Below are 16,044 nucleotides of genomic sequence, written 5' to 3' on the forward strand. Positions count from 1 at the left end.
CGGGCGTGCCCAGCCGCGCCACTGAATGGAGAACCGTTTCCATGGAAACCGCCGCCGCCACCGGACTGACCTTCCGCGACGCCACCGACAGCGATGTGGACGCCCTGGTCGCGCTGATCGACTCGGCGTACCGAGGGGACTCCAGCCGGATCGGCTGGACCACGGAGGCAGACATCCTTCAGGGCCAGCGGACCGACGCCGACGCGGTGCTCGCCGTCGTGAAGGCGCCCGACAGCCGGCTGCTGATCGTGGAGCGGGACGGCGCGCTCGTCGCCTGCTGCCAGCTGGAGCACCGCGGCGACCACGCCTACTTCGGCATGTTCGCGGTCAGTCCCGCGTTCCAGGGTGGCGGGCTCGGCAAGGTGATCATCACCGAGGCGGAGCGGACGGTCCGCGAGACGTGGGGCGTCACGGAGATGCACATGACCGTGATCTCCGTACGCGAGGACCTCATCGCCTGGTACGAGCGGCGCGGCTACCGCCGTACGGGACAGATGACGCCCTTCCCGTACGGCGACGAGCGCTTCGGCATCCCGCAGCGGGACGACCTGCGCTTCGAACTGCTGGTCAAGCCGCTCGCCCAGGTCTGATCGCGGCGACCGCGGCGAAGGCCTTCCGGGGCGGTCGGGCACCCTGCCCCCGATGAGAGTGGCGATCACGAGTGATCCCGGCCGCCCTCGGCCCGACCACCGACCACGGTCCGCCGACCGCACACGGCGGTCGAGCCGCTCGGGCCGTCACGCCCGGGCGGCCCTGGTGGCGCCGCTGCCCGCCTCGCCCTCGTCAGGCCGTGAAGCGGCCGGTGCGCTTGATCTCGGGGTAGTCGGTCGTGGCGCCGTCCAGCTCCAGCGCGCGCACCAGCCGGAGCTGGTCCTGGGTGTTCACCACCCAGCCGATGATCCGAAGGTCGGCCTTGCGGGCCGCTTCGACGACCTCCAGGGTCAGCCTGCGGATGTTGAGACAGACGGTCGCGGCGCCGACCTCCACGGCGCGGTCCACGACATCGATGCCATAGCGGCTGGCGATCAGCGCGGTACGGACACCCGGCACCAGCCGGGCGATCTCGTCGACCGCCTCGTCGTGGAACGAGGACACCTCGACCCGTCCGATCAGGTCGCGCCGCTGCATCACCTCGGCGAGGGCCCTGGCCGCCGCGACATCCTTGATCTCGGCCTGCAACGGCGTCCTGACGGCTTCCAGCACCTCTTCGAAGACGGGGACGCGCTCACCGCGCCCCGCGTCCAGCGCGCGCAGCTCCGCGAGCGTCTTCTCGACGATCGGCCCCGAGCCGTCGGTCGTACGGTCCACGTCGAAGTCGTGCATGACGACGAGGGCGCCGTCCTTGCTCAGATGCAGATCGAGTTCGATCAGGTCGAGGCCCGCGTTCTGGGCGGCGACGAAGGAACGGAGGGTGTTCTCGGGCTCGACACCCATCACTCCGCGATGACCGATGGTGAGGAAGTTCAAGATTCGACTCGCTTCCGTCGACGGCGGCTCGGCTCGCGCGTGGTTCCGACGGGGGCGTCCACGCGGCAAGGCCGCAGCCTAATGGCCTGACTGTGCGATGTACCCGTTCCTGCGCGGGTCAATGGGAGTGTCGGACTCACTCGGGGCACGGGGGGTGTCGGACGGGGCGGAACGGGGGAGACATGCCCCGCGTCGCCGGACGGGCCGTTCCGGCTCGTTCGCCGAGTCCCTCCGCCCTCCCCGGAAGACGAGTCCCTCCGTCCCGTACCGGAAGAGGTGTCGCGATGCCGACCGAACCCGCGCCCGACGTCCTTGCGCTCATCGACGCCATCAAGGCCCACTTCCCGGACATCGGCGGCACCGTGACCGAAGCGGCGGAGGCCCGCCGCATCCTCGCCGCCGCACCCGCGTGGCCCTTCGAGCCGCCGACGGTCGGCTCGGTCGAGGACCGGGCGATACCCGGCCCCGAGGGGGCGCCGGACATCCCTTTACGTGTCTATCTGCCCTCTCCGGCGCCCGCGACCGGAGCCGGACCCGCCGTCTCCCCCCGCCCCACCGTGGTCTTCTTCCACGGAGGCGGCTGGGTCATCGGCGGTCTGGACACGCACGACCCCTTGGCGCGCGCCCTGTGCCGGGACGCCGGTGCGGCCGTCGTGTCGGTCGGCTACCGGCTCGCCCCGGAGGCACGCTTTCCCGCGGCCGTCGACGACGCGTACACCGCGCTGTGCTGGGCCGCCGAACACATCGGTGAACTGGGCGCGGATCAGGACGCGTTGGTCGTCGCCGGTGACAGCGCGGGCGGCAATCTCGCGGCCGTCGCCGCGCTCGTCGCCCGCGACCGGGGCGGCCCGGCCCTCGCGCTCCAGGTGCTCCTCTACCCGGCGACGGACGCGCGGCCGGGAGCGGGCGCGCCCTCCACGGACGGTCCCGCGTACTTCCTCACGGCGACGCAGGGCCGATGGTTCGCCGAGCAGTACTTCGGTCCCGACGGCGACCGCGCGCACCCGTACGCCTCGCCCCTCCTGGCCGATCCGCACGGGCTGCCGCCGGCCCACATCGTGACCGCGGGCTTCGATCGCCTCTGTGACGAGGGCCACGCGTACGCCCTCAGGCTGAGGGAAGCCGGAGTACGGGTCACGGAGATCCACTACCCGGGCATGTTCCACGGGTTCTTCGGCTTCCCCGAGCTTCTCGCGGACGCCCGCGCCGCCCAGGAGGCCGTTGCGGATGTCATTGCCTCGACGGTGTACGGCAGGAAAAAGAGCGGTGAAGGTGGGGGGTGCGCAGGATAATCTCCCGGGTTCCCACTTGCGGGAAGGATCCTCGCAAACATACGGTGTCCATACGCGAGGTTTTCCTGTGGAGGATGGGACATGACGGAAGTTCTTGAGCACGTGGGTACGGAGGAGCGGGTTCCTCCCGTGGCCAGGGTGGTGGAGCACCCGGCATGGCCCGTGCTCAAGGCCGCCGTGGAGGAGATCCGGCCGTGGCAGTCCAAGGACGGCTCCATCGACTTCGAGGGTGACGCCGCCCCCGACGCCTCCGACATCGACCTGGCCGTGCGCCGGGCGATAGACGCCATCGAACAGCTCTCCCCGCTGGTACCTCACGACGTGGCCTACCACGAGGCGCTCGTGAAGGACCTGCGCGGCTGGGCCGACGGCGGCTTCAAGGTGCCCGACTTCCTGGACTCGCTGCTGGCCTTCCAGCCCGCCGCGCGCCGTGAGGACGGCCTCCAGCACCTGGTCGTCTTCCCGATGTACACCCAGAACGGCAACCTGGACCGCAACTTCGAAGCGGTCGTGCTGCGCATGGTGTGGCCCGAATGGCTGGCCGAACTGGAGCGCACCCGCTACGACAATCCGCTGTTCTGCGGCATCACTTTCGAGGACTTCACCGCGGGGTACGACACCAATTCGGCCGTTCTCTTCCCGGAGACGATCGCGGTGCGCGAGGCGCCCGAGCGCTTCTCCTGGGGCGGCATCTTCTGCGACCGCGAGGCGGCCCGCTTCCGTGCCGTCACCGACGCCGCCGTCGACATCCTCGGCCTCGAACTGCCCGAGGACATCGCCGCCATGGTCCACGACCAGGAGCGCTGCGAGAAGGCCTTCGTCCTCTGGGACATGGTCCACGACCGCACCCACAGCCACGGCGACCTGCCGTTCGACCCGTTCATGATCAAGCAGCGCCAGCCCTTCTGGATGTACGGCCTGGAGGAGCTGCGCTGCGACCTCACCGCCTTCAAGGAGGCCGTGAAGCTGGAGTCCGAGGGCAACGAGCACGGCCGCGACGTGCAGTACGCCGTGCTCTTCGACCGGATGTTCCGCTTCCCCGTCACCGGGGACCGTGTCCGCAACTACGACGGTCTCGGCGGCCAGCTGCTCTTCGCCTACCTGCACAAGCACGACGTCGTCCGCTGGACCGACAACAAGCTGCACATCGACTGGCAGCGCGCCCCGCAGGTCACCAACCAGCTGTGCTCCGAGATCGAGGACCTGTACCGCGCGGGCATCGACCGCCCCAAGCTCGTCCACTGGTTCAAGGCGTACGAGCTCGTCTCCACCTACCTCGCGCCGCACCCGGGCTCCCGCTGGGCCAAGGGTCCGGACGCCCTCGACCTGTCCCAGCCGCCGCGCAAGCTCGTCGACGACGTGCTTCCGGACGAGTTTCCCCTGAGCATGTTCTATGAGGCGCTCTCCAAGAAGCTGAAGAACGTGATCGCCTCCACCAAGGGCATCACCGCGGCCGACTCCGAGCGGATCGCCGCGTGACCGACCGCGGTAGCGAGAACATTGCTCAGGAGGCGAAGACCATGGGGAACGGGGCTCTCAGCGGTGCGGTGATCGCGGTGGCGGGTGCGGGTGGACCCGCCGGCCGGGCGGCACTGCTCAGGCTCGCCGAGGCGGGCGCGACCGTCATCGGCGCGGACAACGACGCGGAGCGGCTGGCGGAGGCCGTGGACGCGGCCCGCTACGCCCACGGCGGTTCCACCGTCGTCGGCGACACCGTCGACCTGCTGGACCTCCAGTCGACCCGCGACTGGGCCGCGCGCATCCAGAAGGACTTCGGCCAGGTGGACGGCCTCGTCCACCTCGTCGGCGGCTGGCGCGGCAGCGAGACCTTCACCAAGACGGTTCTCGACGACTGGGACCTGCTGGAACTGCTGCTGATCCGCACGGTGCAGCACACCACGCTCGCCTTCCACGAGGCGCTGCAGAGCAGCGAACGCGGCCGGTACGTCCTGATCAGCGCGGCCGGCGCGAGCAACCCCACCGCGGGGAACGCCGCCTACTCCGCGGCCAAGGCCGCCGCCGAGGCGTGGACGCTGGCCATGGCGGACTACTTCCGCAAGGCCGGGAACGCCGAGGGCGCGGAGGGCCCGACGTCCGCCGCTGCCATCCTGGTGGTGAAGGCGTTGGTGCACGACGCGATGCGCGCCGAGCGACCGAACGCGAAGTTCGCGGGCTTCACGGACGTCAAGGAACTGGCCGAGTCCATCGTCGACGTCTGGGACCGGCCCGCCGGTGAAGTGAACGGAAAGCGTCTGTGGCTGACCGAGAAGCCGTGAATCCCCCGAAGACCGACGCCCGGCGGCATCACGACCCAGCCGTCCGCGGCTTCGCCAGCGACAACTACGCGGGGACCCACCCCGAGGTGCTCGCCGCCCTGGCCCTGGCCAACGGCGGGCACCAGGTCGCGTACGGCGAGGACGCCTACACGGAGAACCTCCAGAGGATCGTCCGCAGTCACTTCGGTGCCACCGCGGAGGCCTTCCCGGTCTTCAACGGCACCGGCGCGAACGTGGTCGCGCTCCAGGCGGTCACCGACCGCTGGGGCGCGGTGATCTGCGCGGAGAGCGCGCACATCAACGTCGACGAGGGCGGCGCTCCCGAGCGCATGGGCGGCCTCAAGCTGCTCACGGTGCCCACGCCCGACGGCAAGCTCACGCCCGACCTCATCGACCGGCAGGCGTACGGCTGGGACGACGAGCACCGCGCGATGCCGCAGGTCGTCTCGATCACCCAGACCACCGAACTCGGCACGCTCTACACGCCCGGCGAGATCCGTGCGATCTGCGACCACGCCCACGCCCACGGCATGAAGGTGCATCTGGACGGGTCCCGGATATCCAACGCGGCCGCCTCCCTGGACGTCCCGATGCGGACGTTCACCAACGCGGTCGGCGTCGACATCCTGTCGCTGGGCGGCACCAAGAACGGCGCCCTGTTCGGCGAGGCGGTCGTCGTCCTGAACCAGGACGCCGTCAGCCACATGAAGCATCTGCGCAAGCTGTCGATGCAGCTCGCCTCTAAGATGCGCTTCGTCTCGGTGCAGTTGGAGGCGCTGCTCGCCAAGGACCTGTGGCTGCGCAACGCCCGGCACGCCAACGAGATGGCACAGCGTCTGGCGGAAGGCGTCCGCGCCGTGCACGGGGTGGAGATCCTCTATCCGGTCCAGGCCAACGCGGTCTTCGCCCGGCTGCCGCACGACGTGAGCGAGCGGCTGCAGAAGCGCTTCCGCTTCTACTTCTGGGACGAGACCGCCGGCGACGTCCGCTGGATGTGCTCCTTCGACACGACCGAGGACGACGTCGACGGGTTCCTGGCCGCGCTCAAGGAGGAGATGGCCCAGCGCTAGGCGGGGCACTCCGAGCACGCGCGCACCACGCAGTGATGCATAGATATGCGGTCGCCTGAAAAGTCATTGACTCTCGGGTGATCGCATTCCTATGCTCTACGGGCATGGAGCTGATCCAGGAAACCAGCGACCTGTCCGCGTACTTGGCCGCCGACGAGGTTGTCGACCATCATCATCCGCTGGTCCGCGAGACCGCCGCCCGGCTCGCGGAGGGAGCCGTCGACTCGTATGCCTATGCGCGCTCGGCCTTCGAGTACGTGCGCGACGCCATCCCGCACTCGCACGACTCCGGTGATCTGCGGGTCACCTGGCGCGCCTCCGACGTGCTGGAGCGGCGTACCGGCATCTGCTATGCCAAGGCCCACGCGCTGGCCGCGCTCCTGCGGGCCGAGGACATCCCGACCGCGTTCTGCTACCAGAAGTTCGACGAGGTGCACGGACTCGTCGCCGTACGCTTCCGCGGCGCCTGGCACCGGCAGGACCCCCGTGGCAACAAGCCCGGCGTGGACGCCCAGTTCTCCCTCGACGGCGAGCGGCTGGCCTTCGCGCCCGACCCCAAGTCCAATGAGTTGGACTACCCGGTGTTGTACGCTGAACCTCACCCGGCCGTGCTCAGCGTCCTGAAGGCCGCCCCCGACCGGCTGTCCCTGTGGCGGACGCTCCCCACCGCACTCTGAGGCGAGGCAGACGATGACTCTCACGCTCACCGTGTCCGACGAGGTGCGTGCCCTCGCGCCCGGATTCACCCACGTCGCCGTCGAGGCGGACGGACTGGTCAACGGGCCCAGCACCGAGGGGACTTCGGCGCTGTTGGAGGACGCGGCCCGGCGGCTGTCCGGACGGCTGGCCGGGCGGGCTCCGCACGAGGACCCGCACATGGCGGCCTGGCGGGAGATCTACACGGCGTTCGGTTCCAAGCCGTCGCGCACCCGCAACTCCGCCGAGGCGCTGGCCAAGCGGGCGCTCTCGGAGGCCGGTCTGCCGCGGATCAACGTCCTCGTGGACATCTACAACGCGATCAGCGTGGCCCACCTGATCCCGGTCGGCGGCGAGGACACCGATCACATCCGGGGTGCGATGCGCCTGGTGCGTGCCACGGGCGACGAGGACTTCGTGACCTTCTCCGGCGGTGAAGAGGTCGTCGAACACCCCGACGCGGGCGAAGTGGTGTGGCGCGACGACACCGGCGTCACCTGCCGCCGCTGGAACTGGCGCCAGGGACCGCGCACCCGGCTCACGGAGGAATCCACCGCGGCGTTCTTCCTGCTGGAGAGCCTGGCCCCGATGCCGGTCGCCGACGTCGAGGCCGCGGGCGCCGAACTCGCCGAGCTGCTCCAGAAGTTCAGCCCCGGGGCGCGGATCACCGTCCACGCCCCGGAGTGACGACTCGGCGCGCCGGCACGCCGTTTCGAGACTTCAGCGCTTCTCGGCCGCGCGCACCTCTTCGGGGGTCGGCGCGGTGCCGCCGAGGTGGGCGGGCATCCACCAGGTGTCGTCCGGCCCCTTGGGGCGCACCGGATAGGCGCGCTGCGCCGCTTCGAGCAGCTCCTGGACCCGCTCGCGCAGCCGCCGTGTGATGGCCCCCGCGTACTGGTCCTGCGGGGCCTCCACCGGCTCGCCGACCCGGATGGTGATCGGCGTGTGGCTGCGCTTGAAGTTGCGCGGGTGGCCCTTGGTCCACAGCCGCTGCGTGCCCCACAGGGCCACGGGGATCAGCGGGACGCCGGCCTCCTGGGCCATGCGCGCGGCACCGGACTTGAAGCTCTTCAGCGTGAAGGACTGCGAGATGGTCGCTTCGGGGAAGACGCCGACGATCTCACCGGAACGCAGCGAGTCCAGCGCGTGCTGGTAGGCGGTCTCGCCCTGCTGACGGTCCACGGGGATGTGCTTCATGCCCCGCATCAACGGACCGGAGATCTTGTGCCGGAAGACCGATTCCTTCGCCATGAAGCGCACCAGGCGCTTCTGCGGAAGGGCCGCCAGGCCGTCGAAGATGAAGTCCAGATAACTGATGTGGTTACTGACCAGCACGGCGCCGCCCGAGCGCGGAATGTTCTCCGACCCCTTGCAGTCGATCTTGAGGTCCCACGCCTTGAAGAGCGTTTGGGCGAGGCCGACGACGGGACGGTAGACAAGCTCTGCCATGGGCGGGGTGGACCCTTCTCTCTGCCTGGGAAGGAGTCTCCCGGCGGGAAAGTTACGCAGCCGTAGGTTTACGGCATTGCGCAGATCGTGCCCGAAGAACGGACGGGAGGCCAGTCCCGGTGCCCCGGAACGGCGAGATTCTCGTCACGTCGTCCCCTTGATCCACCTCGGAGTTTTAACCCGTCTTTACTCAGCGCGTACCGTCACGCGACGCACGAACAGGTACATCTCACACCCGAGGCAGTACCCGAACGCCGCATTGAGAAACGCCGCCGCGAGCGCGCACCCGGTTGCCACCGCCCCCAACCACTGCGGGCCCACGGTCCAGCCGATCAGCGCCACCACTGCGAAGGTGAGCCCGACCGCCTGCGCGAACCGCGGCGGCTGCGGCGGCTCGAACTCCGTCGGCGGCCCGAGCCGCGGACGCACGGCCTTCCTGAAAATCCACCCGTACGGCGAGCGCGCCACGCCGCCCGCCGCGCCCAGCGCGAACGCCAGCGTCTGCCACGCCAGCAGCCAGACGCTCCCGGTGATCAGCGTGACCGCCAGCACGACCGTCGTCACGGCCGCACCGAACCGCGGCCCTCTCGCATCGATGTCCATGAATCAAGCATTCCGCATGAAAGGCTCGGCGCGGACCCGGGAATCTTTGCGGTCTCATGAATGCTTGTGCATGTGATGAACGGACTTGTGGTGTGCGTGGCGGTGCTCGCGGCGGCGAGCGTCTACGGAGTGCTGCACCGATGGCGGAGCGGGAGGGTCAGAGTGCGCGGGCGCGACGGCGGAAAGCGGCTCGGCGCGGCGGAACTCGGGGAGGGGCTCGGTGAACGGGCCACGCTCGTGCAGTTCTCCAGCGCCTTCTGCGCTCCCTGTCGGGCGACCCGGCGGGTGCTCGGCGAGGTCGTCGGCATGGTCCCCGGCGTGTCCCACGTGGAGATCGACGCCGAGGACCACCTGGACCTCGTACGCGATCTCGGCATTCTCAAGACGCCCACCGTGCTCGTCCTCGACGCGGACGGGCGGATCGTGCGGCGGGCCACGGGGCAGCCGCGCAAGGCGGATGTCATCGCCGCCCTCGGAGAGGCCGTGTGACCTGTGACGATCATGGTGAGGGATCTCCCATCTGCCAGTACGCCCTTGACTGCGCCCGTCGCCTCTCGTCAGCCTGACCGTATGGCCCCGGAACCCCTTCTCCCCGAGCTCGTCCACGTGGACCCGGCCCGCACCACGAGTGCGCGCTGTCCGGGCTGTTGAGCAGCCAAGGACCACTCCCCGCACTCGGCTCCGCCCACGCGGGGGACGCCCACGTCGGCCCTCGCAGAAGGACATCTCCATGACGGCCACGCCCCGCCTCGGCACTCCTCGGCCCGCCTCCCCGGATCTGTTGCGATCCGTCTTCCGGCGGCATGCCGCCGGTGTCGCCGTGATCACCGCCTCCGACGCCCGCGGTCCCGTCGGTTTCACCGCCACCTCGCTCACCTCGGTCTCGGCCGAGCCCCCGGTCGTCTCGTTCGGCATCGGCACCGGTGCCTCCAGCTGGCCCGCGATATCCGAGGCCGGCCATGTCGGCGTCCACGTGCTCGGTGAACACCAGCGGGAGCTGGCCGCCACCTTCGCCCGCAGCGGCGCCGACCGGTTCGGCGCGCCCACCCGTTGGAGCAACGGGCCCGAGGGAGTTCCCGTGCTCGACGACGTCCTCGCCTGGCTGGTGTGCCGTGTCGTGGCGCGGGTACCGGCGGGAGATCACCGCATCGTCCTGGCGGAGGTCGTGCAGGGCGATCCGACAGGCGCGGGCAGTCCGCTCCTGTACCACCAGGGGCGTTTCAGCGGCCTGCGCGACTGAAGGGGCGGCCGGGTTACTCGCCGGTTCTACTCTCCGGTTACGCAGAGTTGCGAAGGTCACAGTCCAAAGCGCTTGCTCAGTGGACGCGCAGTGGATGTACTGACGAGTAATATTTCGGTCGGAGCGCGGGCCGCCCCGACCGGGAACGGCCGCTTCAGGCGCCTATGCTGCCTGAAAGAAGGCAGCCCAGAAATGACGATGCAGTAGGAGAGCCGGCGTGAGCTTGAGGATCGTTGTCACTGTGAAGTACGTGCCCGACGCCACTGGCGACCGGCACTTCGCCGATGACCTGACCGTCGACCGTGACGACGTGGACGGCCTGCTGTCCGAACTCGACGAGTACGCCGTCGAGCAGGCGCTGCAGATCGCCGATGACGCGGACGACGCAGAGATCACCGTGCTGACCGTCGGCCCCGAGGACGCCAAGGACGCCCTGCGCAAGGCGCTGTCCATGGGTGCCGACAAGGCCATCCACGTCGAGGACGACGACCTGCACGGCACCGACGCCATCGGCACCTCCCTGGTGCTGGCCAAGGCGATCGAGAAGGCCGGCTACGACCTGGTCATCTCCGGCATGGCGTCCACGGACGGCACCGCGGGCATCGTCCCGGCCCTGCTGGCCGAGCGTCTCGGTGTCCCGCAGGTCACGCTGCTCTCCGAGGTCTCCGTCGAGGACGGCGTGGTCAAGGGCCGTCGCGACGGCGACACCGCCTCCGAGCAGCTGGAGGCCTCCCTCCCCGCGGTCGTGTCGGTGACCGACCAGTCGGGTGAGGCGCGTTACCCGTCCTTCAAGGGCATCATGGCCGCCAAGAAGAAGCCGGTGGAGTCCTGGGACCTCGAGGACCTGGAGATCGAGGCGGACGAGGTCGGCCTCGAGGGTGCCTGGACCAAGGTCGACTCCGCCACCCAGCGTCCGGCGCGCACCGCAGGCACGATCGTCAAGGACGAGGGTGAGGGCGGCAAGCAGCTCGCCGAGTTCCTCGCGGGCCAGAAGTTCATCTAGTCGCCGAGGGTCCGGGGCCCGCCCCCGGACCGTTGCAGCGGCCAAGGCCCAACTCGCTCACCTCCCCTCAGACTTCGCAATCCGCAGGAGTGCATTCCCATGGCTGAAGTTCTTGTCTACGTCGACCACGTGGACGGTGCCGTCCGCAAGCCCACCCTGGAGCTGCTGACGCTGGCCCGCCGCATCGGCGAGCCCGTCGCCGTCGCCCTCGGCTCCGGTGCCGAGAACACCGCCGCCGCGCTCGCCGAGCACGGCGCGGTGAAGGTCCTCACGCACGACGCCGCCGAGTACGCCGACTACCTCGTCGTACCGAAGGTGGACGCCCTCCAGGCCGCGTACGACGCCGTCTCCCCGGTCGCCGTGCTCGTCCCGTCCTCCGCCGAGGGCAAGGAGATCGCGGCCCGCCTCGCGGTCCGTATCGGCTCGGGCATCATCACCGACGCCACCGACCTGGAGGCCGGTGACGAGGGTCCGGTGGCCACGCAGTCCGCGTTCGCCGCCTCCTTCACCACCAAGTCCCGGGTCGCCAAGGGCACCCCGGTCATCACGGTCAAGCCGAACTCGGCCGCCGTGGAGGCCGCCCCGGCCGCCGGCGCCGTCGAGGCCCTCGCGGTCTCCTTCTCCGAGAAGGCCACCGGCACCAAGGTCACCGCCCGCACCCCGCGCGAGTCGACCGGCCGCCCCGAGCTGACCGAGGCCGCGATCGTCGTCTCCGGCGGCCGTGGCGTCAACGGCGCCGAGAACTTCTCGATCATCGAGGGTCTCGCCGACTCGCTCGGTGCCGCCGTGGGTGCCTCGCGCGCCGCGGTCGACGCCGGCTGGTACCCGCACACCAACCAGGTCGGCCAGACCGGTAAGTCCGTCTCGCCGCAGCTCTACATCGCCTCCGGCATCTCCGGCGCCATCCAGCACCGCGCCGGCATGCAGACGTCGAAGACGATCGTGGCGATCAACAAGGACGCCGAGGCGCCGATCTTCGACCTGGTCGACTACGGCGTGGTCGGCGACCTCTTCGAGGTCGTCCCGCAGCTCACCGAGGAGATCAAGACCCGCAAGGGCTGATCGCTCAGTGCTGTACGAGGCCCCCGTGACCGCGAGCCGGTCACGGGGGCCTTCGTTCGTCCCGGGCTCGGGTTCTACCCCAGCGTCAGTGAGGCCTGCACGGGCAGATGGTCGCTCGGGAACTGGCCGTTCCGCGAGTAGGTGCCGATCGAGGCCCGGTGCGCGGTGACACCCGGGGTGGCGAGGATCCAGTCGATGCGTTCGCCGTCCGGCGTCAGCGGTCGGTAGCCGTGGAAGGTCGCGTAGAGCCTGCTCCGCTCGGCCGCCGTGTCCCAGGTGTCGGCGAGTCCGGCGCCCAGCAGGATGTCGTAGGCCGCGTTCCCGTGCGCCGCCGCGTTGAAGTCGCCGGTCACCAGACACGGCAGGGACGCGTCGAACCGCGCGATCCTGTCGACGATGAGGGACGCGCCCCGCGTACGCGCGTACTGCTTCGCGTGGTCCAGATGGGTGTTGAGGACGTAGAACTCCCGCCCGCCGTCCCGCAGATCGCGAAAGCGCACCCAGGTGGCGATGCGGGGGAGCGTGTTGCCCCAGGTCCTGGAGCCGATCACCCTGGGCGTGTCGGAGAGCCAGAAGGTCTCGTGCTCGACCGGGGCCAGGCGGCGCGTGTCGTAGAAGATCGCGACGGACTCGTCGCGGCTGCCGCCCTCACGGCCGGTGCCGATCCACGCGTAGTGCGGTGCGAGATCGGCCTCGATGTCGAGCAGCTGCCGGTAGAGGCCTTCCTGGGTGGCGAGGACGTGCGGCGTCCCGCCGCGCAGCAGCTCACGCATCACCGGGCGGCGCACCGTCCAGCTGTTGGGTCCGACCGCGCTCGCGTAGCGCAGGTTGAAGGTCATGACGTCCAGGCGGGGGCGGGCCCGCCAGGTGGCGGAGGCCGGCTCCGTGGTGAGCGGGGGCATGGCGAGCAGGGGCAGGACGAGGGCGGCGACCACCGCTGTCCTGAGCCCCACGCGTCTGGTCACTCTGCTGGAGTCGGGCACGCGTGCTCCTTCGGTCGCGAGTCAGGATGGGGGTGCGCATCACCGGAGAGGAGGAGGGAACCGAGACAGGCTGCCCGAAGCGACCGAGGCGCGAGTGAACGCTGCGGGGCGGCGGACTGTCCCGTGATGCAAGAGGGTGTTGACCCGCGGGAAGCTCGCCGGATAACTTCGTTCTACGGATTATTGATTCCGCACTGCGGAAAACGGGAGGCTGTGGGATGGGTCAGGGTCAGCAGGAGAAGGTGGAGACGAGCCTCGCGGGCGCCGTCAGTGAAGCGATCAGCGCCTCTCTCGCCCCCGTCGACGCCGAACTGGAGCGCCTCTACCCAGGAGACCCCGGCACCCGGCAGCCCGTCCATACCGTGTACGTCCCCGGAGACGTCTTCGCCGCCGACACCATCCGCACCTGGGGCGACCGCGCCCTCGCGGCCCTCGACGAACACGCCCCGGACGCCGCGTCCTTCGCCGCGGTCCTCGGCCTCACCGACGAACTCGCCGGGCCCGTGTACGACCGCGTACGCGCCAAGCTGGAGCGCGAACCCGTCGAGGACCTGCGCGTCGACTTCGAGGACGGCTACGGCCCGCGCCCGGACGCCGAGGAGGACGCGACGGCGGCCCGAGCGGCCCGGCTGATCGCCGAGGCATACGAGAACGGCACCGCGGCCCCGTACATGGGCATCCGCATGAAGTGCATGGAAGCACCCGTGCGCGACCGGGGCATCCGCACCCTCGACATCTTCCTGACGGGCTTGATGGAGGCGGGCGGCCTGCCCGAGGGGCTCGTCCTCACCCTGCCCAAGGTGACGTACCCGGAGCAGGTCGCGGCCATGGTCCGGCTCCTTGAGGAGTTCGAGAAGGCGCGCGGCCTGGAGCCCGGCCGGATCGGCTTCGAGATCCAGATCGAGACCAGCCAGTCCATCCTCGCCGCCGACGGCACGGCCACCGTCGCCCGCATGATCCAGGCCGCCGAGGGCCGTGCCACCGGTCTGCACTACGGCACCTTCGACTACAGCGCCTGCCTCGGCGTCTCCGCGGCCTACCAGTCGAGCGACCACCCGGCCGCCGACCACGCCAAGGCGATCATGCAGGTCGCGGCCGCCGGCACCGGCGTACGCCTCTCGGACGGCTCCACCAACGTCCTGCCCGTCGGTCCCACCGCGAAGGTGCACGACGCCTGGCGCCTGCACTACGGCCTCACCCGCCGAGCCCTGGCCCGCGCCTACTACCAGGGCTGGGACATGCACCCCGGCCACATCCCGACCCGCTACGCGGCCGTCTTCGCCTTCTACCGCGAGGGCTTCGAACAGGCCGCCGCCCGCCTCGCCCGCTACGCCGGCCACGCGTCCGGCGACGTGATGGACGAGCCGGCCACCGCCAAGGCCCTCAGCGGCTACCTCCTGCGCGGCCTGGACTGCGGCGCCCTGGACGTCCCCGAGGTGGCCCGAGCGACCGGACTGACCCGCCGGGACCTGGAGAACTTCGCCGGGCCGCGGCGGGGGGATCTGACGGTCTCGGGTCATTGACATCCTCCCGGGCTCAAAGGCCCGGGACGGATTCCCGCCCGCTCCCTCACGGGCCGCGGGCGGGCAGGGCGACGGCACGGCTCCGCCGAAGGGCACGCGGAGCCTCGGCGTGGCAGCGCCCTCAGGGCGGGCGGGGGCCGAAGAGGCCGCCGGTTCAGCGCGCCGGCGGCAGCTCCCCCGATCCCCGGGTGATCAGCCGGGTCGGGAGTTCGATCCGTTCCGGGGCGATGAGGTTGCCGTCGAGCTGGCGGAAGAGGCGTTCGGCAGCGGTGCGGCCGAGGGCGGCCGCGTCCTGGGCGACGACGGTGACACCGGGCTCCAGGAGGTCGGCCAGCTCGATGTCGTCGAAGCCCACGAGAGCGACGGGGCGCCCGCGCTCGGCGATGACCCGCACGACGGTGACGGTGACACGGTTGTTGCCCGCGAAGACCGCGGTGACGGGCGAGGAGCCGGAGAGCATGTCCTCCGCCGCCTTGCGCACCCGCTGCGGATCGGTGACGCCGAGGGACATCCACTCGTCCTCGACCGGTATGCCGGCGTCCTCCATCGCGGCCCGGTAGCCGCGCAGCCGCTCGGCGGCGGTGTGGATGCGCGGCATGTCGCCGATGAAGCCGATCCGGTGGTGGCCGTGGGCGATGAGGTGGGCGACGCCGTCGCGGGCGCCGCCGAAACTGTCCGACAGGACGACATCGGCGTCGATCCTCCCGGCCGGGCGGTCCACGAACACCGTGGCCACGCCCGCCTTTATCTCCGGCTCCAGATAGCGGTGGTCGTCGCCGGCCGGGATCACGACCAGCCCGTCCACGCGGCGCGCGCACAGCGCGAGAACCAGCTCCTGCTCGCGGTCCGGGTCCTCCGCGCTGGAACCGTTGATCAGCAGTGCGCCGTGGGCACGCGCCACCTCCTCGACCGCGCGGCTCAGCGGGCCGTAGAAGGGGTCGGCGAGGTCCTCCAGGACCAGCCCGATACTCGCGGTGCGGCCCTTGCGGAGCACCCGGGCACTGTCGTTGCGGCGGAAGCCCAGTGCCTCGATGGCCTCCTGGACGCGCCGCTCGGTGTCCGGGGTGACCCCCGGCTCGCTGTTGACCACGCGGGAGACCGTCTTCAGACCGACTCCCGCACGCGCCGCTACGTCCTTCATGGTCGGACGGTTTCCGTAGCGGTTATCGGATCGGCGGGCGGTCTCGGCCACGATGTGCTGTCCTGTCCTGTCGTCCACGGGGATGCGTAGGTCCATGGGGTTGTATGAGGATGTGGCGTCGAGCATAGAGCCTGGACAACGTTGTCAGATGCGGGAGACACTGTCCACCGCAATCTCCGGCCTGCGCCTTCCCCAGGGCGCACGGTCCCCGTCGTCCGCCGACGCCCTCCGCGCGGCGT

General features: G+C 70.3%; 17 protein-coding genes. 12 read left to right on the forward strand and 5 right to left on the reverse strand.

The window, feature by feature from the left end; all coding sequences use genetic code 11:
* Positions 1 to 41: 41 nt before the first annotated feature.
* Positions 42 to 590 carry a GNAT family N-acetyltransferase gene (locus ACFWBT_RS02870; protein ID WP_385695033.1) on the forward strand — a complete coding sequence of 183 codons (549 nt, stop codon included), beginning with the start codon at positions 42 to 44 and terminating at the stop codon, positions 588 to 590.
* Between the two features lie 193 nt (positions 591 to 783).
* Here the strand turns inward: ACFWBT_RS02870 and ACFWBT_RS02875 are convergent, their stop codons facing one another.
* Complete coding sequence (locus tag ACFWBT_RS02875) at positions 784 to 1,467, reverse strand: glycerophosphodiester phosphodiesterase (RefSeq protein WP_385695035.1); 684 nt, start codon at positions 1,465 to 1,467, stop codon at positions 784 to 786.
* A 284-nt stretch (positions 1,468 to 1,751) separates the two neighbouring features.
* Between ACFWBT_RS02875 and ACFWBT_RS02880 the strand changes: the two genes are divergently transcribed.
* The 6 genes from ACFWBT_RS02880 to ACFWBT_RS02905 all read left to right on the forward strand — a co-directional run bounded on the left by ACFWBT_RS02880 (position 1,752) and on the right by ACFWBT_RS02905 (position 7,488).
* A complete protein-coding gene (locus tag ACFWBT_RS02880; RefSeq protein ID WP_385695038.1) occupies positions 1,752 to 2,759 on the forward strand; it encodes an alpha/beta hydrolase fold domain-containing protein in 1,008 nt (335 codons plus the stop codon).
* A gap of 81 nt (positions 2,760 to 2,840) precedes the next feature.
* Positions 2,841 to 4,238: a DUF6421 family protein gene (locus ACFWBT_RS02885; protein ID WP_385695041.1), complete on the forward strand. Its 1,398-nt coding sequence runs from the start codon at positions 2,841 to 2,843 to the stop codon at positions 4,236 to 4,238.
* Positions 4,239 to 4,279: 41 nt separating this feature from the next.
* Complete coding sequence (locus tag ACFWBT_RS02890; protein WP_266765571.1) at positions 4,280 to 5,035, forward strand: SDR family NAD(P)-dependent oxidoreductase; 756 nt, start codon at positions 4,280 to 4,282, stop codon at positions 5,033 to 5,035.
* Positions 5,032 to 6,105, forward strand: a complete 1,074-nt coding sequence (locus tag ACFWBT_RS02895; RefSeq protein ID WP_385695182.1) for a threonine aldolase family protein — start codon at positions 5,032 to 5,034, stop codon at positions 6,103 to 6,105. The genes ACFWBT_RS02890 and ACFWBT_RS02895 overlap by 4 nt, the downstream gene beginning before the upstream one ends.
* Positions 6,106 to 6,209: 104 nt before the next feature.
* A complete protein-coding gene (locus tag ACFWBT_RS02900) occupies positions 6,210 to 6,782 on the forward strand; it encodes a transglutaminase domain-containing protein (RefSeq protein WP_385695043.1) in 573 nt (190 codons plus the stop codon).
* A gap of 13 nt (positions 6,783 to 6,795) precedes the next feature.
* Entirely contained in the window at positions 6,796 to 7,488 is a 693-nt protein-coding gene (locus ACFWBT_RS02905) for a B3/4 domain-containing protein (RefSeq protein WP_385695044.1), read from the forward strand.
* 33 nt (positions 7,489 to 7,521) lie between these two features.
* Here the strand turns inward: ACFWBT_RS02905 and ACFWBT_RS02910 are convergent, their stop codons facing one another.
* A complete protein-coding gene (locus ACFWBT_RS02910) occupies positions 7,522 to 8,250 on the reverse strand; it encodes a lysophospholipid acyltransferase family protein (protein ID WP_351542210.1) in 729 nt (242 codons plus the stop codon).
* Between the two features lie 186 nt (positions 8,251 to 8,436).
* Positions 8,437 to 8,853 carry a DUF4395 domain-containing protein gene (locus ACFWBT_RS02915; protein ID WP_385695046.1) on the reverse strand — a complete coding sequence of 139 codons (417 nt, stop codon included), beginning with the start codon at positions 8,851 to 8,853 and terminating at the stop codon, positions 8,437 to 8,439.
* A gap of 75 nt (positions 8,854 to 8,928) precedes the next feature.
* Between ACFWBT_RS02915 and ACFWBT_RS02920 the strand changes: the two genes are divergently transcribed.
* From ACFWBT_RS02920 to ACFWBT_RS02935, 4 genes are all read left to right on the forward strand, one after another.
* Entirely contained in the window at positions 8,929 to 9,342 is a 414-nt protein-coding gene (locus ACFWBT_RS02920; protein ID WP_385695185.1) for a TlpA family protein disulfide reductase, read from the forward strand.
* Positions 9,343 to 9,583: 241 nt separating this feature from the next.
* On the forward strand, positions 9,584 to 10,093 hold the full coding sequence (locus tag ACFWBT_RS02925) for a flavin reductase family protein (RefSeq protein ID WP_385695048.1): 510 nt from the start codon (positions 9,584 to 9,586) through the stop codon (positions 10,091 to 10,093).
* Positions 10,094 to 10,310: 217 nt separating this feature from the next.
* Positions 10,311 to 11,096: an electron transfer flavoprotein subunit beta/FixA family protein gene (locus ACFWBT_RS02930; protein ID WP_266755796.1), complete on the forward strand. Its 786-nt coding sequence runs from the start codon at positions 10,311 to 10,313 to the stop codon at positions 11,094 to 11,096.
* A gap of 99 nt (positions 11,097 to 11,195) precedes the next feature.
* Positions 11,196 to 12,158, forward strand: a complete 963-nt coding sequence (locus ACFWBT_RS02935; protein ID WP_385695052.1) for an electron transfer flavoprotein subunit alpha/FixB family protein — start codon at positions 11,196 to 11,198, stop codon at positions 12,156 to 12,158.
* 74 nt (positions 12,159 to 12,232) lie between these two features.
* Here the strand turns inward: ACFWBT_RS02935 and ACFWBT_RS02940 are convergent, their stop codons facing one another.
* The gene (locus ACFWBT_RS02940) at positions 12,233 to 13,141 is read right to left on the reverse strand and encodes an endonuclease/exonuclease/phosphatase family protein (RefSeq protein ID WP_385695054.1); all 909 of its coding nucleotides are present in this window, start codon (positions 13,139 to 13,141) and stop codon (positions 12,233 to 12,235) included.
* 218 nt (positions 13,142 to 13,359) lie between these two features.
* On the opposite strand from ACFWBT_RS02940, the gene ACFWBT_RS02945 reads away from it, so the two are divergent.
* Positions 13,360 to 14,664 (forward strand): DUF6986 family protein, encoded by a 1,305-nt coding sequence (locus tag ACFWBT_RS02945; protein ID WP_385695056.1) that lies wholly within the window; start codon positions 13,360 to 13,362, stop codon positions 14,662 to 14,664.
* A 154-nt stretch (positions 14,665 to 14,818) separates the two neighbouring features.
* On the opposite strand, the gene ACFWBT_RS02950 is transcribed toward ACFWBT_RS02945, so the two are convergent.
* The gene (locus ACFWBT_RS02950) at positions 14,819 to 15,901 is read right to left on the reverse strand and encodes a LacI family DNA-binding transcriptional regulator (RefSeq protein WP_385695059.1); all 1,083 of its coding nucleotides are present in this window, start codon (positions 15,899 to 15,901) and stop codon (positions 14,819 to 14,821) included.
* Positions 15,902 to 16,044 lie beyond the last annotated feature (143 nt).

Source organism: Streptomyces sp. NPDC060027, from assembly GCF_042737005.1.
In the GTDB taxonomy this organism is placed as follows: Bacteria; Actinomycetota; Actinomycetes; order Streptomycetales; family Streptomycetaceae; genus Streptomyces.

Excerpts from the sequence above, each read along its gene's own strand:
- ACFWBT_RS02870 (WP_385695033.1), top strand. The coding sequence starts at position 42 with ATGGAAACCGCCGCCGCCACCGGACTGACCTTCCGCGACGCCACCGAC.
- ACFWBT_RS02880 (WP_385695038.1), top strand. The coding sequence starts at position 1,752 with ATGCCGACCGAACCCGCGCCCGACGTCCTTGCGCTCATCGACGCCATC.
- ACFWBT_RS02885 (WP_385695041.1), top strand. The coding sequence starts at position 2,841 with ATGACGGAAGTTCTTGAGCACGTGGGTACGGAGGAGCGGGTTCCTCCC.
- ACFWBT_RS02890 (WP_266765571.1), top strand. The coding sequence starts at position 4,280 with ATGGGGAACGGGGCTCTCAGCGGTGCGGTGATCGCGGTGGCGGGTGCG.
- ACFWBT_RS02900 (WP_385695043.1), top strand. The coding sequence starts at position 6,210 with ATGGAGCTGATCCAGGAAACCAGCGACCTGTCCGCGTACTTGGCCGCC.
- ACFWBT_RS02905 (WP_385695044.1), top strand. The coding sequence starts at position 6,796 with ATGACTCTCACGCTCACCGTGTCCGACGAGGTGCGTGCCCTCGCGCCC.
- ACFWBT_RS02910 (WP_351542210.1), bottom strand. The coding sequence starts at position 8,250 with ATGGCAGAGCTTGTCTACCGTCCCGTCGTCGGCCTCGCCCAAACGCTC.
- ACFWBT_RS02915 (WP_385695046.1), bottom strand. The coding sequence starts at position 8,853 with ATGGACATCGATGCGAGAGGGCCGCGGTTCGGTGCGGCCGTGACGACG.
- ACFWBT_RS02920 (WP_385695185.1), top strand. The coding sequence starts at position 8,929 with ATGAACGGACTTGTGGTGTGCGTGGCGGTGCTCGCGGCGGCGAGCGTC.
- ACFWBT_RS02925 (WP_385695048.1), top strand. The coding sequence starts at position 9,584 with ATGACGGCCACGCCCCGCCTCGGCACTCCTCGGCCCGCCTCCCCGGAT.
- ACFWBT_RS02935 (WP_385695052.1), top strand. The coding sequence starts at position 11,196 with ATGGCTGAAGTTCTTGTCTACGTCGACCACGTGGACGGTGCCGTCCGC.
- ACFWBT_RS02945 (WP_385695056.1), top strand. The coding sequence starts at position 13,360 with ATGGGTCAGGGTCAGCAGGAGAAGGTGGAGACGAGCCTCGCGGGCGCC.
- ACFWBT_RS02950 (WP_385695059.1), bottom strand. The coding sequence starts at position 15,901 with ATGGACCTACGCATCCCCGTGGACGACAGGACAGGACAGCACATCGTG.